A 25,121-nucleotide genomic window follows, 5' to 3' on the forward strand; every position below is an offset into this window, starting at 1 on the left:
CTGTAGTTCAGTCGGTAGAACGGCGGACTGTTAATCCGTATGTCACTGGTTCGAGTCCAGTCAGAGGAGCCAAATTTAAAAAGCCTGCTTTGTAGCAGGCTTTTTGCTTTTCTGCGTCGGGTAGAATTGTCGGCTGGTGGCTGCGCCTGACCCGACCTACAAATCAGCGGACCGTTGATCGTCAAATAAAAAAGGCTCCCTGTCACCAGAGAGCCTTTTTCACAATTCGCTGCGATTATTCGCTTTTAGCTTCGGCGTTTTTGATTTCGCCCATCACTTTCAGCTTTTTAGAGATGTCGCGACGCTCTTTGGACAGCTCGGCATTTTTGATGATGTAATCATCAACGCGGTCTTCATAGTCGCTCTTCATGCTGGCGATGATGCCCTGAATAGCTTCAACGCTCATGCCCGGCTTGATGTAGTCGCTAAGGTTGTCGAGCAGCAGAACACGTTTCTGGTTGTCACGGATCTTCTTCTCAACGTCCTGGATTTCACGCTGCAGTTTGTTTTTGCGGCGGAACAGGCGGACGAATTCCAGAACATCCTGGAACGAAGGCTTGATAGTTTCCATTTTTACACCCCTGATAATGTGAGATTCGGATTCGTTAAAGCAACCGTTGTAACAATAACCTTACTGACAGCGGCTGCGAATGACAATGGCTATATCGTTTAAAGCTATCATAACCCCAATTGCTGCTGAATCGAAGCAGCAGGCGTCACATCCGCGTTTTATTTGCGCAGCGCCCGACAAATCAGGTGCGATAGCAGCTCAAGCTGTCGCGCTAGCTCCAGGCTCAGCCAGACATAGCCGTGAATGGGCGTTTCCGCCACGTTATCGCCCTGCCGCTCGTTGATTAACTGCTTCAGTTCCGCCACGATTTCATTGAGCCGCTCGCTGTTCGCCAGCACGGGCTGCGGGTTGCCTTCATAGAGCGCATGGGCGATGGTCAGCAGGGTCTGCTGCGTCATCATCTGCGTCTCTTTGAGGGTCTGGGCGTTAAGCATCAACAGATGGCTGGGACGCGTGGCCCAGTGCGCATTGATTTGCAGTTCAAGCATGCACACCAGATTGCGGCTGACCGTCTGGATAGCTTCGAAAATCGCTTTCTGAATATGGGTCTCTTTACTGGCTGGTACTATCAGGCCGCGCATTTTGACCACGTCGTTGAGGATGGTTTGCAGATGCTTTTCCAGCCGGGGACGCTCAACCAGATTCGGTGAAAACCCCGCCTGGTAAACGCGGTTAAACGCCGTGACGTAGTTAGCCATCTGGATACGCCAGTGCAGAAAAGCCCGCTGCGGCCAGATGCCGGTAAACAGCATGGCGAGCAGCGAGCCCAGAATAACATCCCCGCTTCGCCACATCGCCGTGGTCATATCCCCTGCTGGCGCGCCGACCACGACCGCGAGAGTGATACCAATCAGCAGCGCCTGATAAGGCCGTTTGCCCAGCGCCAGCCAGCCGCACAGGAACATGGCGGCACCGCACCATGCCAGCATCACTGGAAATGAGATGAGCTCAAGCTTCAGGGCAATCAGCCCCAGAGCAGAGCCAAGCACGGTACCACCTATCCGCTCGAAGGCGCGCGGGACAACGTTTCCCCAAAATGAGATTGGCCCCATCACCACCACCAACGTGATCAGCGGCCACGTTCCTTCCGGTATATCCAGCAACCTGACCAGTACAAAGGTCAACACGAACGCCAGCGCGATGCGACACCCGTGCACCACGCGGTAATGTTTATATAAGCGAATTTCAAAAGGGGTTAATGATTTGTCGGGACGCACACCCGCTCTCCAGCAACACGGCAAATCACAATTGTACTGTGTTTTCAGCCGGGCGGATCGCTCCCGGCTGAAAAACCCTTCATTGAGCAGGCTTAAACCGTTTTGTGCTCTACCGCGATAAACATTTCAATATCCCAGTAGCCGTCCGCGTTGCCATCATTGAGATAGCGCTCAAAGCAGGGCTTAAGCGCCATCTGATATTTATTATCCTGCAGCAGGGAATTAAAGAACTGATACCACGGGGTTGCAAAGTCGTAGTTTTCCACGCGCGCCGTCGCCACGGCATAATCACCGGCCGCGATTTCCGTCATCATCACCCCTTCGCTGTTTTCCGGGATGACGAAATCATCCGGTACGGTAACGGCCGTATCGCAGCGCAGTTTTTCTGCCGGAACCTCATCGGGGTTATCGTAGTAGACCGCCACCCACTCCAGCGGCTCAATGTGACGCCCGTCTACCCACATGACCAGCTGTTCAAAACCCTGCTTGACCGTTTTTTCCCACGGCCCAACAAGATGAAAACCCGCAATCTTACGTTTCTGTTGCTGCTTGATGCTGTAGTCCATGCTGCCTCCGATTAGTACTGTATATTTATACACTATAAAGCAGGATTTCTATTATCGGCAAACGAGGAGTGTTTATTATGTGAGCAGACTCGCAACCCTGCCAGTCTGCCCATCAGCGGTTAAAGCGTGTGGTGAAGATAATCGCTCAGGCGTGAGAATACGCCTCCCTTATCAACGGCTTCCAGAGTGACCAGAGGCCAGTGCGCCACGACCTTGTCGCGGTCATAGAGCTGGATCTCCCCGACCCGCTGATGCGCGGTAATCGGTGCTTCCAGCTCTTTTTTATCCAGCACGTATTTGGCTTTGATGTTCGGTACTTCCGCTTTCGGCAGGGCCAGCCAGAAGTCCTGGTCGGTGCCCAGTTTCACCTGTTCTTTATCGCCGTACCAGATACGCTCTGTTCCGACTTTTTTACCGTTATGCAGGATCTGCACCGTATCGAAATTCTGCTGCCCCCAGTGCAGCAGTTTGCGGGCCTGGTCCTCGCGCCCTTTCGGGCTGTCTGCGCCCATCACCACCGCAATCAAACGACGCTGACCGTCCACCGCGGAGGCAATAAGGTTAAAGCCTGCTCCTGAGGTATGCCCCGTTTTCAGGCCGTCCACGTTCATGGTTTTATCCCATAGCAGGCCGTTACGGTTTTGCTGGGTGATGCCGTTCCAGGTGAGACTCTTTTCGCTGTACATATGATAAAACTCTGGCTCACCGTGAATGATGGCCCGGGAGAGCACGGCCAGGTCATAGGCCGAGCTGTGCTGGCCCGGCGCGTCCAGACCGTGGACGGTTTCAAAGTGCGTATCACGCAGGTTCAGCTTCTGCACGTAGTCGTTCATCATCTTCACAAACTGCGGCTGCCCGCCCGCCACGTGATCGGCCAGCGCCACGCAGGCATCGTTGCCGGAATCGACAATCAGACCGCGGCTTAAGTCACGCACGGTGACGCGATCGCCCTCTTTCAGAAACATCAGCGACGAACCGTCAAAAACCGGGTTGCCCTTTGCCCACGCGTCACGCCCTACGGTGACAATGTCATCCGGGGTAATGCGGTGGCTATCAATAGCCCGGTCGACCACATAGCCCGTCATCAGTTTGGTGAGGCTCGCCGGGTTACGTTGCTGATGTTCGTTGCCCGCCGTTAAAATTTGACCAGTCGTGTAATCCATCAGCACCCAGGAGCCAGCCTGAATGGCCGGAGGCTGCGGCGAAAAATCCAGTGGTTCGGCCGCAAAAGCAGATGAGACACTCGAAGCGAGTAAAGAAACAGCAATAAACAGACGGCGTTTCAACGGTATATCCTCAGGTCATTAAAAATCGATGACCTTTTTACGGGACTTCTGATGTCGTTACCTGGCTTAATTGCAAAAAAATGTGACAGAACGCAGGTTTTACGCGGAAGCGGTCTCGCAAATTTGCGACGCGGCGGCGCTTTTTATTCGGTCTGACCCGCACGATCGTTTACCATAGTGACGTCATTTTTTAACAGGATGGTATTACTGGTGTCTGACTCTGCCGCACGCCCGACTTTTTTATTCCACGACTACGAAACCTTTGGCACGCATCCGGCGCTGGACCGACCGGCGCAGTTTGCCGCCATCCGCACCGATGACGAATTCAACATCATTGGCGAGCCTGAGGTCTTTTACTGTAAACCGGCTGATGACTACCTGCCGCAGCCCGGCGCGGTAATGGTCACCGGGATCACGCCGCAGGAAGCACGGGAAAAAGGCGTTAACGAAGCAGAGTTCGCCCGCCGCATCCACGATCTGTTTACCGTGCCTAATACCTGCGTGGTCGGTTACAACAACATCCGCTTCGATGATGAAGTGACGCGCAATATCTTCTATCGCAACTTCTACGATCCGTACGCCTGGAGCTGGCAGAACCGCAATTCACGCTGGGATCTGCTCGACATCATGCGCGCCTGTTATGCCCTGCGCCCTGAAGGCATTAACTGGCCGGAAAATGAGGAAGGGCTAACCAGCTTCCGGCTGGAACACCTGACGCGCGCCAACGGCATCGAGCACAGCAATGCCCACGATGCGATGGCAGACGTTTATGCCACCATTGCCATGGCGAAGCTGGTGAAAACCGCACAGCCCCGGCTGTTTGAATATCTGCTGAGCCACCGAAGCAAGCAGAAGCTCATGACCCTTATCGACGTACCGCAGATGAAGCCCCTGGTGCATATCTCCGGCATGTTTGGCGCCTGGCGCGGCAATACCAGCTGGGTTGCGCCGCTGGCGTGGCACCCGGATAACCGTAATGCGGTTATCATGGTGGACCTGGCGGGCGATATTTCGCCGCTGCTGGAGCTTGACAGCGATACCCTGCGCGAACGGCTTTACACCCCGAAAAATGAACTCGGGGATCTGCCTGCGGTGCCGGTTAAGCTGGTGCACATCAATAAATGTCCGGTGCTGGCGCAGGCGAACACGCTGCGTCCGGAAGATGCCGACAGGCTGGGCATTAACCGTCAGCACTGCCTGGATAACCTGAAAGTGCTTCGCGATAACCCGCAGGTGCGCGAGAAAGTGGTCGCCATCTTCGCCGAGGCGGAGTCGTTCGTGCCGTCCGAAAACGTGGATGCCCAGCTCTACAACGGCTTCTTCAGCGATGCCGACCGCGCAGCCATGAATATTGTTCTGCAAACCGAGCCGCGTAACTTACCTGCGCTGGACATCACCTTCGCCGATAAGCGCATCGAAAAGCTGATGTTTAACTACCGGGCGCGCAATTATCCCGGCACGCTGGATGAAGCAGAACAGGCGCGCTGGCTGCAGCACCGTCGAAACGTGTTTACGCCAGAGTATCTGCAGCATTACGCGCAGGAGCTTGAGTCGTTATACAACCAGTATGAAGGCAATGCAGAAAAACAGATCCTGTTAAAAGCCCTGTTCCAGTACGCGCAAGAGATAGTCTGAAGTGAGATATAAAAAAACCGGAGACAAGGTCTCCGGTTTTTTTTTGATACGTTAAGACTTAAGCAACGTCTTCGTACTGAGGAACCGGGTTACGGAAGCTCTTCGTAACGCAGGCCAGGTACACCAGACCGATACCTGCCCAAATCAGGCCAAGCACCATCGAGCTCTCTTCCAGGTTAACCCACAGCGCGCCCACGGTCAGGGCACCGCACATCGGCAGGAACAGATACTGGAAGTGATCTTTCAGCGTCTTGTTACGCTTTTCACGGATCCAGAACTGAGAGATAACCGACAGGTTAACAAAGGTGAACGCCACCAGCGCACCGAAGTTAATCAGCGCCGTTGCCATCACCAGGTCAAAGTTAATCGCCAGAAGCGCGATCGCACCGACCAGGATAATGTTCATCGCCGGGGTACGCCAGGTTGGATGCACGTAGCCGAAGAAGCTTTTCGGGAATACGCCATCACGACCCATTACGTACATCAGACGCGCAACGCCTGCATGCGCGGCCATACCGGACGCCAGTACGGTGATGGTGGAGAAGATCAGCGCGCCGACCTGGAACGCTTTACCCGCCACATAGAGCATGATTTCCGGCTGAGACGCATCCGGATCCTTGAAGCGCGAGATATCCGGGAAGTACAGTTGCAGGAAATAGGTCGAGAAAATAAAGATCAGACCGCCAATCAGCGCCGTCAGGAAGATGGCACGCGGGATCACGCGCTCTGCATCCTTCGTTTCCTCAGACAGGTTGCTAATCCCGTCGAAACCGGTAAAGGAGAAGCACAGAATCGTCGCCCCGGTAATCATCGGGATCACATGCGCATCACCAGACCAGAACGGTTTGCTGCTCGCCAGGGTGCCCGCGCCTTCGCCGTGGAATACGCCATAGATCACCATGCCAAGAATCACGGCAATCAGGACAACCTGAAGCACAACGATAACGGAGTTAAAGTTGGCAACAGACTTGATGCTTCGCAGGTTAAAGGCCGTCATAAAGGCTACCAGCGCCACGACGAAGATCCACGAGGGAATCGATGGCACCAGCGCTTCAAAATAGATTTTTGCCAGCAGAATGTTGATCATCGGCGCGAACAGGTAGTCGAGCAGCGAAGACCAGCCCACCATAAAGCCAACCGTCGGGCTGATGGATTTCTGGGCATAGGTGTAGGCGGAACCTGCAGACGGATAGCGACGCACCAGTTTACCGTAGCTCAGCGCGGTAAAGAGGATCGCAATCAGCGCAAAGCCGTAAGCCGTCGGCACATGACCGTCAGTGAGGCCCGATACGATACCGAATGTATCGAACAGCGTCATCGGTTGCATATAGGCAAGGCCCATCATAACAACCGGAATCAACGTAAGCGTTTTACGTAATTCCACGCGAGAGGTGTTTGGAGTTGCGTTATGCGACATAGTTATTCTCCTTTACGGTGATAACCGCCACGTAAGCGAAAAATTGCCCCATTTCTTTCTTCCTCAGCGACAACAACTGTCGGATTTTAGTAAATATCTATCCGGTACGAAGCCCGGCCTCTTGGTTTTTAGTTTCGTTTCGTACATGCAAAAAAAAATAACCGACGCCTTTTATATCGTCGATTATTCATTTGGTTGCAGCGGCGGCATTTTGCCCCACATCGGATACAAAAGGCAATACTTTGCAACGCACCGGGTCATTTTCTTTTTTCTAACTGGCTGATTTCTCGGCGCTCCCCTGAGAGTAAACTGCGGCGATAGCACTATTTGCTAAAATTTCGTCCCGCCACCAGGCGCTGGCCAGCCCGGCGGTTTGTTCATTCCAGCCGACCCACACCGATTCGTTACTGCTTTGCGCAAGCACCTGTTTTTCAACAAGCGCACCGCTATCAATAAAGCGCTGCGCCAGGTAGCGCGGTAAATAGCCGCAGCCCAGGCCGCTAATTTGCAGCTCCAGCTTGGTTTTAAAGTCAAAAACGGTAATGGCCTCCTGCTCATCCAGCAGCTGCGAGGAAACCGCACATTCGGGGCGAGAGCTGTCCCCGACTACTATTGCGCGGTACCCCTTAATAACGCGGCGGTTAAGAGGATCAGGCTCCTGAGCCAGCGGATGATGGGGCGCCACGGCAAATACCTGCTCCAGCACGCCCAGGCGGGCAAAGCCAAAGTCACTCAACTGGGGAGGCTCATGCAGGGCACCGACAAAGATGTCCGCCCTGCCCTGGGTTAAAGCCTCCCAGGAGCCGCCCAGCACCCCGTTGATGAAGATCAGCCGGGTGACGCTGTGATGCTGGTAAAACGCTTCAATGAGCGGCGTCAGTAGAGAAAACGGAAAGGTATCATCCACGCCAATCACCAGCTCATTCTCCCATCCCTGATGGAGCTTGACGGCCTGCTTTTCCAGCTCGCGAACGGTATGAAGAACGTCACGGCCTTTTTCCAGCAGCATCTGCCCGGTGCGGGTAAACCGCGCGCGGTGCCCGGAGCGATCGAGGATCTGTATGTTAAGATCGCTTTCCAGTTTTTGAACGGTGTAGCTCAGGGCCGAAGGGGTTTTGTAAAGCTTTGCCGAGGCAGCCGCAAAGCTCCCCTCTTTTTCCAGTGCATCCAGAATAATAAGAACATCCAGCAGCGGTTTCATGCTCGCCCCCTTTCGGTGTGCGACGGTCTCCGCTGCGGGGCTTATTCCATGGGCATCACCAGCGGATCGGGATACTGATACTCAAACCCCAGCTCATGGCAAATGCGATTGCCATCAACAATTTTGCCTTTACTTTCGTTCTTTGCCTCACCAAAAACCGGCGGAGCCAACCCAAGCTGGCGTGCCATGAGCGGGTAAAACGTGCTGCGCGCCGGATGAGACGGTGCACATATATTATAGATGTGTCCGCCTTTTGGAGCCTGTAAGAGTAGCTCAATCGCGCCAATAACATCTTCAAGATGCACAAGATTCACGCCATGCTGACCGTCTGGTGCCGTCTTACCGGCAAAGAAGCGCCCCGGATGACGCCCCGGGCCAACCAGCCCCGCCAGACGAACGATATCGACCTGCGTGCCGGGAAGGTTATGCAGCCAGTCTTCCAGCTCTTTCAGGACCTGACCGCTCGCGGTTACGGGACGGCGCTCGGAACTCTCTTTCACCACGCCCTCAGCATCGCCATAAACCGACGTCGAGCTGGTAAAAATGATGCGCGGGACGTGATGCGCCAGCGCGCTGTCGACAATCTCCTGCATCGCCTGCAGGTAGAATGATTCGCCCGGGCCACTGCGCCGTGCGGGTAGCGTAATCACCAGCGCATCTACGTTCATCAGCGTGTCCAGATCGTCCGCATCACACACCAGCTCCGGCTCCAGACGCAGTTCAACGCCATCAATACCGCACATGCGTGCCGCTTCGACCCCATCCCGGGTGGTCTTGCTCCCGGTCACCTGCCAGCCTTTCGCGGCTAATGACATCGCCAGCGGCATTCCCAGCCATCCTAAACCGACAATCGCGACCTTTTTCATGCGAATTCTCCTGACTCTCACTCGTCTTTCATAAGGCTACGCCAGCCCGGCAGAACACACAATTCATAGCATCAATATGAAATGAATTAATGATCAAAAAAAGCCCTTGCAATATGTCGTACAACTGGTTTAGGTTAAAAGACATCAAATGAATAAGCATTCATCGAGAATTTATATGACACGCGTTCAATTTAAACACCACCATCATCACCATCATCCTGACTAGTCTTTCAGGCGATGTGTGCTGGAAGACGTTTGGATCTTCCAGTGGTGCATGAACGCATGAAAAAGCCCCCGGAAGATCTTCTTCCGGGGGCTTTTTTTTGGACCAAATTCAGACAGGTTAAAACAGGTTAACGAGGAATAAAGAATGTTAGATAACTCACGTTTACGCATAGCTATTCAAAAATCAGGCCGTTTAAGTGACGATTCACGCGAACTGTTGGCCCGCTGCGGGATCAAAATCAACCTGCACACCCAGCGCCTGATTGCTCTGGCTGAAAACATGCCGATCGACATTCTGCGCGTGCGTGATGACGATATTCCCGGCCTTGTGATGGACGGCGTCGTTGACCTCGGTATCATCGGTGAAAACGTGCTGGAAGAAGAGCTGCTGACCCGCCGCGCGCAGGGTGAAGACCCGCGTTACTTCACCCTGCGTCGTCTGGACTTCGGCGGCTGCCGCCTGTCGCTGGCCACGCCGGTTGATGAAGCGTGGGACGGCCCGGCCGCGCTGAACGGCAAACGTATCGCCACCTCTTACCCTCACCTGTTGAAGCGTTATCTCGACCAGAAAGGCGTGCAGTTTAAATCCTGCCTGCTGAACGGCTCCGTTGAAGTTGCACCGCGTGCGGGTCTGGCGGACGCCATCTGTGACCTCGTCTCGACCGGCGCGACGCTGGAAGCGAACGGTCTGCGCGAAGTGGAAGTGATTTACCGCTCTAAAGCGTGCCTGATTCAGCGCGACGGCGAGATGGCCGACGCCAAACAGCAGCTGATCGACAAGCTGCTGACCCGTATTCAGGGCGTGATTCAGGCGCGTGAGTCCAAATACATCATGATGCACGCCCCAACCGAGCGTCTGGATGAAGTGATTGCCCTGCTGCCGGGCGCTGAGCGCCCAACCATCCTGCCGCTGGCGGGCGATCAGCAGCGCGTGGCGATGCACATGGTGAGCAGCGAAACCCTGTTCTGGGAAACCATGGAAAAACTGAAGGCGCTGGGCGCAAGCTCCATCCTGGTGCTGCCAATTGAGAAGATGATGGAGTAATGGCCATGAGCTTTAACACAATCATCGACTGGAATAATTGTAGCGACGAGCAACAGCGTGAGCTGCTGATGCGCCCGGCGATTTCCGCCTCTGAGAGCATCTCACGCACCGTGGCGGAGATCCTGGATAACGTCAAAGCCCGTGGCGATGACGCCCTGCGTGAATACAGTGCAAAGTTTGATAAGACGGAAGTCGGCGCATTGCAGGTTACGGAGCATGAAATCATTGATGCCAGTAATCGTCTGGGTGACGACATCAAGCAGGCGATGGCCGTTGCGGTGAAAAACATTGATACCTTCCACACCGCGCAGAAGCTGCAGACCGTGGATGTCGAAACCCTGCCCGGCGTGCGTTGCCAGCAGGTGACGCGCCCGGTTGCGTCAGTGGGACTTTATATCCCTGGTGGTTCAGCGCCGCTGTTTTCGACCGTATTAATGCTCGCCACGCCGGCGCGTATCGCCGGATGCCAGAAAGTAGTGCTGTGCTCTCCGCCACCGATCGCCGATGAGATCCTCTACGCGGCAAAACTCTGCGGCGTGCAGGCGGTGTATAAAGTGGGCGGCGCGCAGGCGATTTCCGCCCTGGCGTTCGGGACGGAGTCCATTCCTAAAGTCGACAAAATCTTTGGCCCGGGAAATGCGTATGTGACCGAAGCCAAGCGCCAGGTCAGCCAGCGTCTCGACGGTGCGGCCATCGATATGCCTGCCGGTCCGTCTGAAGTGTTGGTCATTGCCGACAGCGGCGCAACGCCGGACTTCGTGGCCTCCGACCTGCTTTCACAGGCAGAACACGGCCCGGACTCGCAGGTCATCCTGCTGACGCCGGATGCCGATATGGCGAAACGCGTGGGCGAAGCCGTTGAACGCCAGCTTGCCGACCTGCCCCGCGCCGACACGGCACGTCAGGCGTTAGCGGCCAGCCGCCTGATTGTGGCGCGCGATCTCGAGCAGTGCATCGCCATCTCCAACCAGTACGGCCCGGAGCACCTGATTATTCAGACCCGCAAAGCGCGCGATCTGGTCGACAGCATCACCAGCGCGGGCTCGGTGTTCCTCGGCGACTGGTCACCGGAGTCCGCAGGGGATTACGCCTCCGGCACCAACCACGTGCTGCCAACGTATGGCTACACCTCTACCTGTTCCAGCCTCGGCCTGGCGGATTTCCAGAAACGCATGACCGTGCAGGAGCTGTCCCGCGAGGGGTTTGCTTCACTGGCTTCTACTATTGAAACCCTGGCCGCCGCCGAGCGTCTGACCGCCCACAAAAACGCCGTGACGCTGCGCGTTGCCGCCCTGAAGGAGCAAGCATGAACATTGAAGAATTAGCCCGCGAAAATGTCCGCCGCCTGACGCCTTACCAGTCTGCGCGTCGTCTGGGTGGAAACGGGGACGTCTGGCTGAACGCCAACGAATTCCCGACTGCGGTGCAATTTGAGCTGTCGCAGCAAACGCTGAACCGCTATCCGGAGTGTCAGCCAAAAGCGGTGATTGAAAACTACGCCCAGTACGCGGGTGTGAAGCCGGAGCAGGTACTGGTAAGCCGCGGCGCGGATGAGGGCATTGAGCTACTGATCCGCGCGTTCTGCGAGCCGGGCAAAGACGCGGTGATGTACTGCCAGCCCACGTACGGCATGTACAGCGTCAGCGCCGAAACCTTCGGCGTGGCGTGCCGCAACGTCCAGGCGCTGGAGAACTGGCAGCTCGATTTACAGGGCATTGCCGACAATCTCGACGGCGTGAAGGTCGTCTTCGTCTGCAGCCCAAATAACCCCACCGGGCAGATTATTAACCCGCAGGATATCCGCACCCTGCTAGAGATGACCCGTGGTAAAGCGCTGGTGGTGGCCGACGAGGCCTACATCGAGTTCTGCCCGCAGGCGACGCTGACGGGCTGGCTGGAAGAGTATCCGCATCTCGTTGTGCTGCGCACGTTGTCAAAAGCCTTCGCCCTCGCGGGCCTGCGCTGCGGGTTTACGCTGGCGAATAAAGAGGTTATCGACCTGCTGCTGAAAGTGATCGCCCCGTACCCGCTCTCAACGCCGGTTGCCGATATTGCGGCACAGGCGCTGACGCCTCAGGGTATCAACGCGATGCGCGAACGCGTGGCGCAGATCCTGGAGGAACGTCAGTACCTTGTCACCGCGCTGAAAGACATCCCTTGCGTCGAGCAGGTGTTCGACTCGGAAACCAACTACATCCTGGCGCGCTTCACCGCCTCCAGTGCCGTATTTAAATCTTTATGGGATCAGGGCATTATCTTACGAGACCAGAATAAACAACCTTCCCTGAGTGGCTGTTTACGTATCACCGTAGGCACCCGCGCAGAGAGCCAGCGCGTCATTGACGCCCTGAAAGCGGAGAAAGTATGACCCAGAAGATCCTTTTCATCGATCGTGACGGCACCCTTATTTCGGAGCCACCAGCCGATTTCCAGGTCGATCGTTTCGACAAGCTGGCTTTTGAACCGGACGTGATCCCGGTGCTGCTTAAGCTTCAGAAAGCGGGCTATAAGCTGGTAATGATTACCAACCAGGACGGTCTGGGTACGGACAGTTTCCCGCAGGCGGACTTTGACGGCCCGCATAACCTGATGATGCAGGTGCTGACCTCTCAGGGCGTGGTATTTGATGAAGTGCTGATTTGCCCGCACATGCCAGCCGACGAGTGCGACTGCCGTAAGCCAAAGGTGAAGCTGGTTGAGCGCTATCTGGCCGAAGATATGCTGGATAAAACCAACAGCTACGTCATCGGCGATCGCATCACCGATATTACGCTGGCGGAAAACATGGGCATCGCGGGGCTGCGCTACGATCGTAACGACCTTAACTGGGCAAAGATTGGCGAGCAACTGACAAAACGCGACCGCTATTCCCACGTTGAGCGTAACACCAAAGAGACGCAGATTGATGTAAAGGTATGGCTGGACCGTGAAGGCGGCAGCAAGATCCACACCGGCGTCGGTTTCTTTGACCACATGCTGGACCAGATTGCCACCCACGGTGGTTTCCGCATGGAGATCGCGGTAAAAGGCGACCTTTATATTGACGATCACCACACCGTGGAAGATACCGGCCTGGCGCTGGGTGAAGCCCTGAAGCTGGCGCTCGGCGACAAGCGCGGCATCAACCGTTTCGGCTTCGTCCTGCCGATGGACGAGTGCCTGGCGCGCTGCGCCATGGACATCTCGGGTCGTCCGCACCTGGAATACAAAGCTGATTTCACCTACCAGCGCGTCGGCGATCTCAGCACCGAAATGGTGGAGCACTTCTTCCGTTCCCTGTCCTATACCATGGGACTGACGCTGCACCTGAAAACCAAAGGCAAAAACGATCACCACCGCGTGGAGAGCCTGTTTAAAGCCTTTGGCCGTACGCTTCGCCAGGCGATCCGCGTGGAAGGCGATGCCCTGCCCTCGTCGAAAGGAGTGTTGTAATGAACGTGGTGATTCTGGATACCGGATGCGCCAACCTCAACTCCGTGAAATCGGCCATCGCGCGCCACGGCTATGAGCCGGTGGTGAGCCGCGATCCGGACATTGTATTGCGCGCTGACAAGCTTTTCCTACCGGGCGTTGGCACCGCGCAGGCGGCGATGGATCAGATTCGCGAACGCGATCTGGTCGATTTGATCAAAGCCTGTACCCAGCCGGTGCTGGGGATTTGCCTGGGCATGCAGCTTCTTGGCCGCCGCAGCGAAGAGAGCAACGGCGTTGACCTGCTGGGCATTATCGACGAAGACGTACCGAAAATGACCGACCACGGCCTGCCTCTGCCGCATATGGGCTGGAACCGAGTTTACGCCAAAGCGGGTGACCGGCTGTTTCGCGGCATCGAAGACGGCGCGTACTTTTACTTCGTGCACAGTTACGCCATGCCGGTGAACGTCAATACCATCGCCCAGTGCAATTATGGCGAGGCGTTTACCGCGGCGGTGCAGAAAGACAATTTCTTCGGCGTGCAGTTTCACCCGGAACGCTCTGGCGCCGCGGGCGCGCAGCTGCTGAAAAACTTCCTGGAGATGTGATGATTATTCCCGCGTTAGATTTAATTGACGGCACGGTTGTCCGTCTTCATCAGGGCGATTACGGTCAACAGCGCGACTACGGAAAGGACCCGCTGCCGCGCCTGCAGGATTATGCCGCCCAGGGTGCACAGGTGCTGCATCTGGTGGATTTAACGGGCGCGAAAGATCCGGCGAAGCGCCAGATCCCGCTGCTGAAAAAACTGGTTGCTGGTGTTGACGTGCCCGTGCAGGTCGGCGGCGGCGTGCGCACCGAAGACGACGTGGCGGCTCTGCTGGATGCGGGCGTGGCGCGCGTGGTGGTCGGTTCAACCGCCGTGAAAGAGCCTGAGACGGTGAAGGGCTGGTTCCGCCGCTTTGGCGCCGACGCCCTGGTACTGGCGCTGGACGTGCGCATTGACGAACAGGGTAATAAACAGGTGGCGGTCAGCGGCTGGCAGGAAAATTCCGGCGTAACGCTGGAAGCGCTGGTCGAAACGTATCTCCCTGTGGGCCTGAAGCACGTGCTGTGCACGGACATCTCGCGCGACGGCACGCTGGCGGGTTCCAACGTTTCTTTATATGAAGAAGTTTGCGCCCGTTATCCGCAGGTGGCATTCCAGTCATCTGGCGGCATCGGTGACTTAGCCGATATCGCCGCGCTGCGCGGAACGGGGGTACAGGGCGTGATTGTGGGCCGGGCCCTGCTGGAAGGTAAATTTACGGTGACGGAGGCGATTCAATGCTGGCAAAACGGATAATTCCTTGTCTTGACGTGCGCGATGGTCAGGTTGTGAAAGGCGTGCAGTTCCGCAACCACGAGATCATTGGCGATATCGTCCCGCTGGCAAAACGCTATGCTGATGAAGGCGCTGACGAACTGGTCTTCTATGATATCACCGCCTCCAGCGATGGCCGCGTGGTCGATAAAAGCTGGGTCGCGCGCGTGGCGGAAGTGATTGATATTCCGTTCTGCGTGGCGGGCGGGATTAAGTCTGCTGATGACGCCGCCAAAATTCTCTCTTTTGGCGCCGACAAGATTTCCATCAACTCCCCTGCTCTGGCCGAGCCGGAACTGATTACCCGCCTGGCCGATCGCTTTGGCGTGCAGTGCATAGTGGTAGGGATTGATACCTGGTTCGACGCCGCGACCGGCAAATATCACGTTAACCAATATACCGGCGATGAAAGCCGGACGCGCGTGACGCAGTGGGAAACGCTCGACTGGGTGCAGGAAGTGCAGAAGCGCGGCGCAGGTGAGATTGTGCTGAACATGATGAACCAGGACGGCGTGCGTAACGGTTACGATCTTGAGCAGCTGAAGAAAGTTCGCGCGGTGTGCCACGTTCCGCTGATTGCCTCCGGCGGCGCGGGCACCATGGAACACTTCCTGGAAGCCTTACGCGATGCGAACGTCGACGGCGCGCTGGCCGCGTCCGTGTTCCACAAACAGATTATCAATATTGGCGAGTTAAAAACGTACCTGGCCGACCAGGGCGTGGAGATCAGGGTATGTTAACAGAGCAACAACAGGCGCAGTTGGACTGGGAAAAAACTGACGGATTACTGCCGGTGGTTGTACAGCATGCCGTCTCAGGCGAAGTGCTGATGCTGGGATACATGAACCAGGACGCGCTGGCAAAAACAATCGACAGCGGCAAAGTGACGTTTTTCTCGCGCACGAAGCAGCGCCTGTGGACCAAAGGGGAAACCTCGGGGCACTTCCTGAACGTGGTCAGCATGACGCCAGACTGCGATAACGACACCCTGCTGGTGCTGGTGAACCCAATCGGCCCAACCTGCCATAAAGGCACCAGCAGCTGCTTCGGCGAGGCGAGTCACCAGTGGCTGTTCCTGTATCAGCTTGAGCAACTCCTGGCGGAGCGTAAATCCGCGGATCCTGAGAGCTCCTATACCGCGAAGCTGTATGCCAGCGGGACTAAGCGTATTGCGCAGAAGGTGGGTGAAGAAGGTGTTGAGACGGCGCTGGCCGCGACCGTACACGACCGGGAAGAGTTGACGAATGAAGCGTCGGATTTGATGTATCACCTGCTGGTGCTGCTGCAGGATCAGGAACTGGATTTGACGGCGGTGATTGAGAATCTACGAAAGCGTCATAAATAAAAAAACCGGGGATTTTCCCCGGTTTTTTTTAATCTGCAAATCAGGCTTTTGGCTTATAGTTGCGTAATGCGTTACGCCCTAATACCACACCGGAACCAATCATTCCGCCCAGCAGCACGGCAAGAATCAGCACAATGGCTTTTTTCGGGCTATCGCGACGAACGGGCAGATCCGGCTTCATGACGTAACGGTAGACGTGTATTGTGTCCGGCTTAACGTTCAGGTTTTGGATGTCCAGCAGGTTTTGCCTGGTCTGATAGTATGCAGCAGAAAAGACCAGGGGACGAGAGGCTTCGTTTTCAATCATCGATTTCAGCCCTACGCTTCCCAGGAGGAACATTGTTTCCTGGGTCACATCCTGAGTTTGTTGAATCTGTGGCGAGGAGATTTTCGCCGCCTCAGCGTTTTTCAGCGCTTCGGTAATTTGTTTAATACGCAGGTCTTTCTGCTCCTGAGCGACCTTCTCCTGGTTTACCAGAGAATCGTTCAGGGTTTTAATCTGCTCTTTGATGCTGTTTTGCAGGTCAACCGTGAGCTCTTTGGAAGTTTGCTCATCAACCTGCTGGATATATTGCGCAAGCTGCTTCTGCGCCGCTTCTGCGGAAGTACTGGTGTAGGAAACACTCAACGGGAGCGATTCCCCTTTAACAGCAGGCTCGATTGTCAGTTTTTCAGGTTCGTCCTGATTTTCCAGTGCCTGTGCCAATGCAGAGAAGGAAGAATTGAAACGACCAATAGCGCGTGTTTGAACATCAAGCATTGAGGGTGCAGCGCTACCGTAGAGGATATTCAACGCATTAGAATATGTTGCAATTTGAGCGACATCAGGTTGCGCAATAATTGCGGTTGAGGTCCACTTTTCTTTCGCGAAAGTAAGATAACCGACAGCAAGTGCAATAAAAACAACAACAAACGTTGCTATCATCCACTTCCCACGCCACAGCTGCAGCACTAAATCAAGTAAATCAATTTGCTCAGGGTCATTGCTTCGGATGACCTGGCTATTGTTGTTGTGCGTCATACATTCCCTAACAGATGAAAAAGGGCAAACATAATTGTGTTTTCATAGTTTATCTATTGCTGGGGATTTTTCTATAAGAATCCGATGAGTTATATCGGAAAGATGCGTTATGTAACTCGCCCCCTTCGCGCTATCATAGTCACCATGTGATGCGTTATCGCATCTGTAAGCGTTGGGTATTTGAGGAAAGATATGAAATTTCTGGTAACGGGTGCAGCGGGTTTTATCGGTTCGAATGTCAGCAAACGCCTCATTGAGGGCGGTCATGAGGTTGTCGGTATTGATAACCTGAACGACTATTACGATGTTAATTTAAAGCTGGCACGTCTGGAACGGCTACAATCTGAGCGATTCACCTTCCACAAGATGGAATTAGCTGACCGGGAAGGTATGGCTGCGCTTTTCGCTGACGAGAAGTTCGATCGCGTTATTCACCTGGCCGCACAGGCAGGCGTACGCTACTCCCTGGAAAACCCGCATGCGTACGCCGATGCCAACCTTATTGGCCACCTCAACGTGCTGGAAGGCTGCCGCCATAACCACGTTCAGCATTTGCTGTATGCCTCATCCAGCTCCGTATATGGCCTCAACCGTAAGATGCCCTTCTCCACTGACGATTCCGTAGATCACCCGGTTTCACTCTATGCCGCGACCAAAAAAGCCAATGAGCTGATGTCGCACACCTATTCGCATCTCTACAACCTGCCGACCACCGGACTGCGCTTCTTTACCGTATACGGTCCGTGGGGACGCCCGGACATGGCGCTGTTTAAGTTTACTAAGGCGATGATTGAAGGTAAAAACATCGATGTCTATAACTACGGCAAGATGAAGCGCGATTTCACCTACATCGATGATATCGCTGAAGCAATTATCCGCTTGCAGGATGTTATTCCCCATCCTGACGCAAACTGGACCGTCGAGACTGGCTCACCGGCAACCAGTTCAGCACCTTACCGCGTTTACAACATCGGTAACAGTTCGCCAGTAGAACTGATGGACTACATCACCGCGCTGGAAGAGGCGCTGGGTAAGAAAGCCGAGAAAAATATGTTGCCACTCCAGCCGGGCGACGTCCTGGAAACCAGCGCCGACACGAAAGCGCTCTATGACGTGATCGGTTTCAAACCGCAAACCTCGGTTAAAGACGGCGTGAAGAACTTCGTTGACTGGTACCGCGAGTTTTACAAAGTCTGAAAATAAAAAACCCGGCAAATCAGCCGGGTTTTTTATTTTAACATAATAGAATTAGTCGCTACCGAACAGATCGCGGGTATAGACTTTGTCAGCGACGTCAGCAAGCTCTTCGGCCATGCGGTTCGAGATGATGACATCCGCTTCCTTCTTAAAAGCATCCAGATCGCGGATCACGCGGGAATTGAAGAACTGATCTTCCTGCATGGCCGGTTCATAAATAATAACCTCAACGCCTTTCGCCTTGATGCGCTTCATGATCCCCTGAATGGAAGAGGCGCGGAAGTTATCGGAACCGCTCTTCATGATCAGACGAAACACGCCGACCACTTTCGGCTGACGCGCAAGAATAGAATCGGAGATAAAATCTTTACGCGTCCGGTTAGCGTCAACAATCGCCGATATCAGGTTATTCGGCACAGCCTGGTAGTTTGCCAGCAGCTGCTTGGTATCTTTTGGCAGGCAATAACCGCCGTAGCCAAATGAGGGGTTGTTGTAGTGGTTGCCAATACGCGGGTCGAGGCAAACCCCTTCAATAATCTGGCGGGTATTCAGTCCAAGACTTTCTGCATAGCTGTCGAGCTCATTGAAGTACGCGACTCGCATTGCCAGATAGGTATTTGCGAAAAGCTTAATTGCCTCCGCTTCGGTGGAGTCTGTGAACAGCACCGGAATATCTTTCTTCACTGCGCCTTCCTGAAGCAGCGCAGCGAAACGTTCAGCGCGATCAGAGCGTTCGCCAATAACGATACGGGAAGGATGCAGGTTATCATAAAGCGCTCTCCCCTCACGCAGGAACTCAGGCGAGAAGAAAATATTATCGATACCAAACTTTTCTTTGATGGATTTGGTAAAGCCGACAGGAATGGTTGATTTAATAACCATCACCGCATCAGGATTGACCGCAATAACATCTTTGATAACCGCTTCTACGGTTGAGGTGTTGAAGTAATTGGTTTTTGGATCGTAGTCAGTAGGCGTCGCAATGATGACGTAATCCGCATCGCGGTATGCATCTTCTTTATCTGTCGTGGCGCGGAAATTCAGCGGTTTGTTGCTGAGATAGTCCTGGATTTCTTTGTCGACAATCGGCGATTTCTTCTGATTGAGCATATCCACTTTGGCCTGCACGATATCCAGCGCAACCACTTCATGGTTCTGAGCAATCAGAATGCCGTTAGAAAGACCGACATACCCTGTTCCGGAAATTGTTATTTTCATTCGCTAATGACTTCTTTTAGTTAACTGTATTGATGGCCGGCAGACCATCGCGATAAACATAACTGTTGGGCTTTGTACCTCCTGGCAAACAGCACTGTCAAGGCAAACCAGGAGTAATCACAACGAGGGGGATGAGATTCAGACTACTTCGAATAATGCGCGGCATTTTTTGCATAAAAAAACCCGGAGACAGGCTCCGGGTTTGATGAAAGCGAGTAAATTAACTTATTCCATCCATTCGGTGTGGAACACGCCTTCTTTATCCGTGCGCTTGTAAGTATGCGCGCCGAAGTAGTCACGCTGTGCCTGAATCAGGTTGGCAGGCAGAACGGCAGCGCGGTAGCTATCGTAATACGCCACCGCAGCGGAGAAGGTTGGAACCGGGATACCGTTCTGTACAGCGTAGGCAACCACGTCACGCAGCGCCTGCTGGTACTCGTCTGCAATCTTCTTAAAGTACGGTGCCAGCAGAAGGTTAGCGATACCTGCGTTTTCAGCATAGGCATCGGTGATTTTTTGCAGGAACTGCGCACGAATGATGCAACCCGCGCGGAAGATCTTCGCGATCTCGCCGTAGTTCAGGTCCCAGTTGTTCTCGTCAGACGCCGCACGCAGCTGTGAGAAGCCCTGCGCGTACGAGACGATTTTACCCAGGTACAGGGCGCGACGAACTTTCTCGACGAACTCAGCTTTGTCACCGGCTGGTTTAGCCTGTGGGCCAGACAGCACTTTAGAAGCCGCAACGCGCTGCTCTTTCAGAGAAGAGATATAACGCGCAAAGACGGATTCGGTGATCAGAGACAGCGGCTCGCCCAGATCCAGAGAGCTCTGGCTGGTCCATTTACCGGTACCTTTGTTCGCTGCTTCATCCAGAATCACATCAACCAGGTATTTACCCTCTTCATCTTTCTTCGTGAAGATATCTTTGGTGATGTCGATCAGATAGCTGTTAAGCTCGCCTTTGTTCCACTCGGTAAAGGTCTCAGCCAGCTCTTCGTTAGAGAGATTCAGGCCGCCTTTCAGCAGGGAGTATGCTTCTGCAATCAGCTGCATATCGCCATATTCGATGCCGTTGTGCACCATTTTGACATAGTGACCCGCACCGTCCGGACCGATATAGGTCACACACGGCTCGCCATCTTCAGCAACGGCTGCAATTTTAGTCAGGATTGGCGCAACCAGTTCGTACGCTTCTTTCTGGCCGCCAGGCATGATGGATGGGCCTTTCAGCGCGCCTTCTTCGCCACCGGATACACCGGTACCGATGAAGTTGAAGCCTTCAGCGGACAGTTCGCGGTTACGACGAATGGTGTCCTGGAAGAAGGTGTTACCGCCATCAATTATGATGTCACCTTTTTCGAGGTAAGGCTTCAGGGAGTCGATAGCTGCATCGGTACCCGCGCCTGCTTTTACCATTAACAGGATACGACGGGGCGTTTCCAGAGACTCAACAAATTCTTTTACCGTATAGAAAGGAACGAGTTTCTTGCCTGGGTTTTCGGCAATCACTTCTTCAGTCTTATCACGGGAGCGGTTGAAAACGGAGACGGTATAACCACGGCTTTCGATGTTGAGCGCCAGGTTGCGCCCCATCACTGCCATACCGACAACGCCGATCTGTTGCTTGGACATTACATACTCCTGTCAGGTGTGGTCACTGTCGGATAACCCCGACAGATATAATTTGCAAGAATCTTAACTCATAAATCAGGGACAGAGGTAGGCATTTGTGGCCTTGATCACGCAAGACGACACAGTACGGGATATATTAAATCCCCACAAAGCGTGTAGGTATAGTTTATTTATTAATGAACAAAATCACAGCAGATAACAATTTCTATTATTTATTATGTTTTTTATTAATTGCTTTTTGATAAAGTTCAACCGTTTTATTATACATTGCATTGAATGAGAAGTTTTCAAGGAAAAATTTATTTCCTGACTTGCCTAATTCAACACGTAAAGCACTATCATTAATTAAGTCAGCGAGTCTGTTTTTAATGGCATCAATATCTGCACGAGGAACGAGATATCCCGTTTTGCCATCAATGACAGATTCAGAAACGCCACCAACGTCTGATGCTAAAACAGGCAATCCTGCACGCATAGCCTCGAGAATACTGATAGGGAAACCTTCCCAGTTAGAAATTAACAGGAAAATATCACTGTCTGCCAGCAAGGCATCAACGTCTAAACGTTCGCCTGTAAACAGTACATTTTCGCTAATTCCAAGATCCTGTGAAAGCTGTTTCATCTCATCTAACCTGGGGCCTTTTCCTACCAGCGTCAACGCCCAGTTTCTTGTTTCTAATCGACTCAACGCTTTCAATAAGCTTTCATGATCTTTCTGTTCTGAAAAACGAGCTACCGAAATCAACTTCACTACGTCATGAGTATGGTAAACATGAGGAGCAGCACTTTTTAACGGCACGCCATTATGGATGACCGTTTGCTGACTGGCAGACGCAACGTTATGTTCTATTGCAAGTTGTTTATCCTGAGCAGAGACTGTGATTATTTCATCAGTAATTTTACTGAATAATCGTTCAATAACAATGTACAAACGACGTTTCTTATCATTAACACCATTTGCGAATGACCAACCGTGTACGGTGAAAACAACAGGAATTTTCAGGAAAAGAGCTGCCAATCTTCCTACAATTCCAGCTTTAGAAGAATGAAGTGCAATAACATCCGGAGAAAATTCTTTTATAATTTTGCGTATAATTAAAGCGCATTTAATATCTTTATAAGGCGATATTTCCCTTACCAGCTCAGGGATAATATGAACTTTCACATTTAATGCGCGAACCTCATCAACCAGAGCACCTTGCTCTCCAACGATTAACTCAACTTGATGACCATCCTTTATTAAACCAGATGTCATATCACGCAAATGAGTTTGAGCCCCACCGATTTCATTCGCGCGTGTAATTATATAAAGAATTTTCATAGTTTTTGAAACAGTCCGATAAGTATATCGTTACTAACGCTCATTAACTTGCAACGAGACAGCTACACCTGGTATTAATGTCTTTTGAATGGTCCAAATCTTCCGGAAAGACCATCAGAAATACCGTAAAAGATCATCATCAACGTTTTCTTTTTTTCTTTATTAAGAATTAAAGATATTGCTGCACGCGCAAAATTAAGGAAAACCTCACGGATCTTATAACCCACTGGGATATATGGCTTTCTGATCATAAAAAAGCTATTTCTGACCAAAAAGTAACGTCGCATTGGGCTATGAACAGATATTTTACGTCCTAACAGATTCAGCCTTGAATCACCAATCGTATGAGCCATTGACGCCTGATTAGTCATTGCAACGCGATACCCTAATTTTTTAGCACGCAGGGCCCACTCCACGTCAATATAATCCACGAACAATGCTTCTTCCATTTTACCAACTTTCTCGTAAACTTCAGAAGAAAAGAAAGAGCCAGATGCAATAACGTAGGTGACATCTGTTATTTCTTCTATTGGCGTTCGTTTAATAAATGGACCGATGTAGTTTGTGCCCCAATAAAATTCGTTTGTGTGCGGATCATAAAAAGAAGGACCCAGGATACCAACGTTGTACTGAGTGTACATCTTACTCATGGCGCTGATGAAATTTGCACCTAATACACTGTCTTGATCAAGAAGTAATAAATATTCGGCACCGCGAGATATAGCATTTTCGATACCAATGTTTTGCGCGTAAGAGAGCCCTCGATTAGTATCTAATTTAATCAGATCATATTTAAACTGCTGGCAGAGATCTTCAATGTCAGCTACATTCTTTGAACCATTATCAACAACTACACAGTGATCTAATTGCTGTTGAAGAGATTGAAGTTGCGCCTTAAAACAATCAAGGTCTGGATTATATGTAACAGTGACCGAGCTAATCAATTAAAACTCCTTAAATAAAATCTTATACCGTTGCTTATACTTAACCAGCATACTTCCCGTATTTTTTCTGAATGCCATCTTTCCATCCGCGGAATATATATTTTATATATGTAAGTTTTTTATCCACACAGGCGACAAACATTAAAGTACGAATTGTAGAGAAAATGATCTCTCTAAATTTATAACCAACAGGTACATATGATAATCTCATCATATAAATAGAATTTCTTGCAAGATAATAGCGTCTTAACGGACTATGTATACTAACCTCTCTTCCCAGAAAAACCTTTCGAGCATCTCCAATTGTATGACTCATTTGGGCATTTGGTACAGCATAAAAAGAATACCCCTCTTTTGCGGCCCTCAAACACCACTCAATATCAATATAATCTATAAATAATTCATCTCGCATTAGACCTACATCTTTTAATGTTTGAACAGGTACCAACATACCGGAATTAATAAGGAAAGAAACTTTAAGTGGGTCGCTGGACTCTGGATGGATACTCCTGATACGGCATCCCTGAATCAACGAAAACGGTGTTTTTGTTCCCGTTCTTGGATCATAAAATACAGGCCCAACGGCACCAACTTTATTGCCTTTTGATTTGAGATTAAGTAAGCCTTGAGTAAGGGAAGTAATAAACTCATCAGTCGGTTCTGAATCTTGATCAAAAAAGAGCACTGCATCTGAGTCAGAATTCATAATTTTTTGAAGTAAGATGTTTTGTGCTCCAGCTAACCCTAAATTCTCCGACAAAAAAATATAATTATGTTCAGGTAAGTACGTATCCTTCAGGACTTTTGCATTATTGCTAGCATTGTCCACTAAATGAATGTCTAAAAGTAATTGGGATGTTTTTAAACGGTCAACAAGCTTAGCAAGAACTTTGGTATCTGGGTTAAATGTGACTATTAACGCCGCTATCTTTAACATTTTTTCTTCCACACGTCATTAAATACCCAACAAAAATAAGCAAAATCCAATTTGCTAACCATGTAAAATATTGATCATCTATTAATTGCATCAATATTGCATAAAGAGTAATGGGGTATACGATATAATAAGCCCGGACGTTTTTGTATTTCCATGTATATATACGGCCAGAAATGAAACCCAAAAACGCCGGAAAAATAATTGAAAAATATCCAAAATCCATAAAATAAGGGCGCAAGTATGTATATATATTTGTAGGAAACGGAACAAATACCCACTCTTGGACAATATTTGCGATTTTAAAAGGATACAGGAAGCCCAGCCACAAATAAATATTTCTAAAAGAGTAGAACCCGAAGGTATCTGAGGGAGTATCAGTTAATTGTGAAAAAGCTAATATTCCACCTGACATATAATTGTAGAGATAATAAAACATCAGACTCGGGGGAGCATCTGGATATCGCAAACTCATAACTCCCAAGAAGCATAATATAAAGCCGCCGCCAAAAAGAATAACTTTCGATAATTTTAATCGTTTCGGAGTTAAAATAAGTATTGTTGACAAATAGAGTAAAACAAGTACTTTGGCACCAAGTAAAAGTAACATAGGAACAGCAAGTACAAAACTCAATAAAAATAGTTTGCGTGATGTTATAAGTAAAAAACATGAAGAGAAAAGTGATAGTAATGCTAGTCTTCC

The 25,121-nt window shown here is 51.8% G+C and carries 26 protein-coding genes and 1 other annotated feature; of the genes, 11 read left to right on the top strand and 15 right to left on the bottom strand.

The annotated features are described in order from the left end of the window. Positions 1-235: 235 nt before the first annotated feature. From IM291_RS21595 to dacD, 4 genes are all read right to left on the bottom strand, one after another. Positions 236-571, bottom strand: a complete 336-nt coding sequence (locus IM291_RS21595) for a DUF496 family protein (protein ID WP_028013754.1) — start codon at positions 569-571, stop codon at positions 236-238. A 158-nt stretch (positions 572-729) separates the two neighbouring features. Beyond that, a complete protein-coding gene (locus IM291_RS21600) occupies positions 730-1,788 on the bottom strand; it encodes an FUSC family protein (RefSeq protein WP_028013755.1) in 1,059 nt (352 codons plus the stop codon). A 92-nt stretch (positions 1,789-1,880) separates the two neighbouring features. Next, positions 1,881-2,354: a DNA gyrase inhibitor SbmC gene (gene sbmC / locus IM291_RS21605; protein ID WP_028013756.1), complete on the bottom strand. Its 474-nt coding sequence runs from the start codon at positions 2,352-2,354 to the stop codon at positions 1,881-1,883. Positions 2,355-2,473: 119 nt separating this feature from the next. Then, positions 2,474-3,640: a serine-type D-Ala-D-Ala carboxypeptidase DacD gene (dacD, locus tag IM291_RS21610; RefSeq protein WP_192971370.1), complete on the bottom strand. Its 1,167-nt coding sequence runs from the start codon at positions 3,638-3,640 to the stop codon at positions 2,474-2,476. Between the two features lie 198 nt (positions 3,641-3,838). Between dacD and sbcB the strand changes: the two genes are divergently transcribed. Then, the gene (gene sbcB / locus IM291_RS21615) at positions 3,839-5,275 is read left to right on the top strand and encodes an exodeoxyribonuclease I (RefSeq protein ID WP_370551817.1); all 1,437 of its coding nucleotides are present in this window, start codon (positions 3,839-3,841) and stop codon (positions 5,273-5,275) included. A 58-nt stretch (positions 5,276-5,333) separates the two neighbouring features. Here the strand turns inward: sbcB and plaP are convergent, their stop codons facing one another. The 4 genes from plaP to IM291_RS21635 all read right to left on the bottom strand — a co-directional run bounded on the left by plaP (position 5,334) and on the right by IM291_RS21635 (position 8,759). Next, positions 5,334-6,692 (bottom strand): putrescine/proton symporter PlaP, encoded by a 1,359-nt coding sequence (gene plaP / locus IM291_RS21620; protein ID WP_028013759.1) that lies wholly within the window; start codon positions 6,690-6,692, stop codon positions 5,334-5,336. Next, complete coding sequence (yoeI, locus tag IM291_RS21625; RefSeq protein WP_099458931.1) at positions 6,682-6,744, bottom strand: membrane protein YoeI; 63 nt, start codon at positions 6,742-6,744, stop codon at positions 6,682-6,684. Before yoeI ends, plaP begins: the two co-directional genes overlap by 11 nt. Positions 6,745-6,963: 219 nt before the next feature. Then, complete coding sequence (locus IM291_RS21630) at positions 6,964-7,893, bottom strand: LysR substrate-binding domain-containing protein (protein ID WP_049137393.1); 930 nt, start codon at positions 7,891-7,893, stop codon at positions 6,964-6,966. 41 nt (positions 7,894-7,934) lie between these two features. Then, complete coding sequence (locus IM291_RS21635; RefSeq protein WP_028013761.1) at positions 7,935-8,759, bottom strand: SDR family oxidoreductase; 825 nt, start codon at positions 8,757-8,759, stop codon at positions 7,935-7,937. 175 nt (positions 8,760-8,934) lie between these two features. On the opposite strand from IM291_RS21635, the gene hisL reads away from it, so the two are divergent. The 9 genes from hisL to hisIE all read left to right on the top strand — a co-directional run bounded on the left by hisL (position 8,935) and on the right by hisIE (position 16,151). Beyond that, positions 8,935-8,985: a his operon leader peptide gene (gene hisL, locus IM291_RS21640; RefSeq protein ID WP_001364200.1), complete on the top strand. Its 51-nt coding sequence runs from the start codon at positions 8,935-8,937 to the stop codon at positions 8,983-8,985. Further along, positions 8,961-9,084: a sequence feature (His leader region), on the top strand. It overlaps the preceding gene by 25 nt. Before the next feature lie 45 nt (positions 9,085-9,129). Beyond that, positions 9,130-10,029 (top strand): ATP phosphoribosyltransferase, encoded by a 900-nt coding sequence (gene hisG / locus IM291_RS21645; protein WP_000886595.1) that lies wholly within the window; start codon positions 9,130-9,132, stop codon positions 10,027-10,029. Between the two features lie 5 nt (positions 10,030-10,034). Beyond that, the gene (hisD, locus tag IM291_RS21650) at positions 10,035-11,339 is read left to right on the top strand and encodes a histidinol dehydrogenase (protein WP_192987624.1); all 1,305 of its coding nucleotides are present in this window, start codon (positions 10,035-10,037) and stop codon (positions 11,337-11,339) included. After that, positions 11,336-12,397 (top strand): histidinol-phosphate transaminase, encoded by a 1,062-nt coding sequence (gene hisC, locus IM291_RS21655; RefSeq protein ID WP_028013763.1) that lies wholly within the window; start codon positions 11,336-11,338, stop codon positions 12,395-12,397. The genes hisD and hisC overlap by 4 nt, the downstream gene beginning before the upstream one ends. Further along, positions 12,394-13,461 (top strand): bifunctional histidinol-phosphatase/imidazoleglycerol-phosphate dehydratase HisB, encoded by a 1,068-nt coding sequence (gene hisB, locus IM291_RS21660; protein WP_028013764.1) that lies wholly within the window; start codon positions 12,394-12,396, stop codon positions 13,459-13,461. Before hisC ends, hisB begins: the two co-directional genes overlap by 4 nt. Beyond that, positions 13,461-14,051 carry an imidazole glycerol phosphate synthase subunit HisH gene (gene hisH, locus IM291_RS21665; protein WP_192987625.1) on the top strand — a complete coding sequence of 197 codons (591 nt, stop codon included), beginning with the start codon at positions 13,461-13,463 and terminating at the stop codon, positions 14,049-14,051. Before hisB ends, hisH begins: the two co-directional genes overlap by 1 nt. Beyond that, positions 14,051-14,788: a 1-(5-phosphoribosyl)-5-[(5-phosphoribosylamino)methylideneamino]imidazole-4-carboxamide isomerase gene (hisA, locus tag IM291_RS21670; protein ID WP_041909171.1), complete on the top strand. Its 738-nt coding sequence runs from the start codon at positions 14,051-14,053 to the stop codon at positions 14,786-14,788. The genes hisH and hisA overlap by 1 nt, the downstream gene beginning before the upstream one ends. Next, a complete protein-coding gene (gene hisF, locus IM291_RS21675; RefSeq protein WP_192971321.1) occupies positions 14,770-15,546 on the top strand; it encodes an imidazole glycerol phosphate synthase subunit HisF in 777 nt (258 codons plus the stop codon). The genes hisA and hisF overlap by 19 nt, the downstream gene beginning before the upstream one ends. Next, on the top strand, positions 15,540-16,151 hold the full coding sequence (gene hisIE, locus IM291_RS21680; RefSeq protein ID WP_045260396.1) for a bifunctional phosphoribosyl-AMP cyclohydrolase/phosphoribosyl-ATP diphosphatase HisIE: 612 nt from the start codon (positions 15,540-15,542) through the stop codon (positions 16,149-16,151). Before hisF ends, hisIE begins: the two co-directional genes overlap by 7 nt. A 40-nt stretch (positions 16,152-16,191) precedes the next feature. Here the strand turns inward: hisIE and wzzB are convergent, their stop codons facing one another. Beyond that, on the bottom strand, positions 16,192-17,172 hold the full coding sequence (gene wzzB, locus IM291_RS21685; protein ID WP_045260397.1) for an LPS O-antigen chain length determinant protein WzzB: 981 nt from the start codon (positions 17,170-17,172) through the stop codon (positions 16,192-16,194). Between the two features lie 192 nt (positions 17,173-17,364). On the opposite strand from wzzB, the gene IM291_RS21690 reads away from it, so the two are divergent. Continuing rightward, positions 17,365-18,369, top strand: coding sequence for an NAD-dependent epimerase (locus tag IM291_RS21690; RefSeq protein WP_045260398.1), 1,005 nt, complete (start codon positions 17,365-17,367; stop codon positions 18,367-18,369). 51 nt (positions 18,370-18,420) lie between these two features. Here the strand turns inward: IM291_RS21690 and ugd are convergent, their stop codons facing one another. The 6 genes from ugd to IM291_RS21720 all read right to left on the bottom strand — a co-directional run. After that, the gene (gene ugd, locus IM291_RS21695) at positions 18,421-19,587 is read right to left on the bottom strand and encodes a UDP-glucose 6-dehydrogenase (protein WP_192987626.1); all 1,167 of its coding nucleotides are present in this window, start codon (positions 19,585-19,587) and stop codon (positions 18,421-18,423) included. 225 nt (positions 19,588-19,812) lie between these two features. After that, complete coding sequence (gene gndA, locus IM291_RS21700; protein WP_028013772.1) at positions 19,813-21,219, bottom strand: NADP-dependent phosphogluconate dehydrogenase; 1,407 nt, start codon at positions 21,217-21,219, stop codon at positions 19,813-19,815. Positions 21,220-21,427: 208 nt separating this feature from the next. Further along, entirely contained in the window at positions 21,428-22,540 is a 1,113-nt protein-coding gene (locus IM291_RS21705) for a glycosyltransferase family 4 protein (protein ID WP_192987627.1), read from the bottom strand. 74 nt (positions 22,541-22,614) lie between these two features. Then, positions 22,615-23,484, bottom strand: coding sequence for a rhamnosyltransferase (locus IM291_RS21710; RefSeq protein ID WP_192987629.1), 870 nt, complete (start codon positions 23,482-23,484; stop codon positions 22,615-22,617). Positions 23,485-23,524: 40 nt separating this feature from the next. Beyond that, on the bottom strand, positions 23,525-24,421 hold the full coding sequence (locus IM291_RS21715; RefSeq protein WP_048999130.1) for a glycosyltransferase family 2 protein: 897 nt from the start codon (positions 24,419-24,421) through the stop codon (positions 23,525-23,527). Then, positions 24,387-25,121: O-antigen polymerase (locus IM291_RS21720; protein WP_192987631.1), on the bottom strand; the 735-nt coding region annotated here is incomplete at its 5' end. The genes IM291_RS21720 and IM291_RS21715, both read right to left, overlap by 35 nt.

Origin of the sequence: Enterobacter cloacae complex sp. P27C, from assembly GCF_014895705.1 — a bacterium.
In the GTDB taxonomy this organism is placed as follows: Bacteria; Pseudomonadota; Gammaproteobacteria; order Enterobacterales; family Enterobacteriaceae; genus Enterobacter; species Enterobacter bugandensis.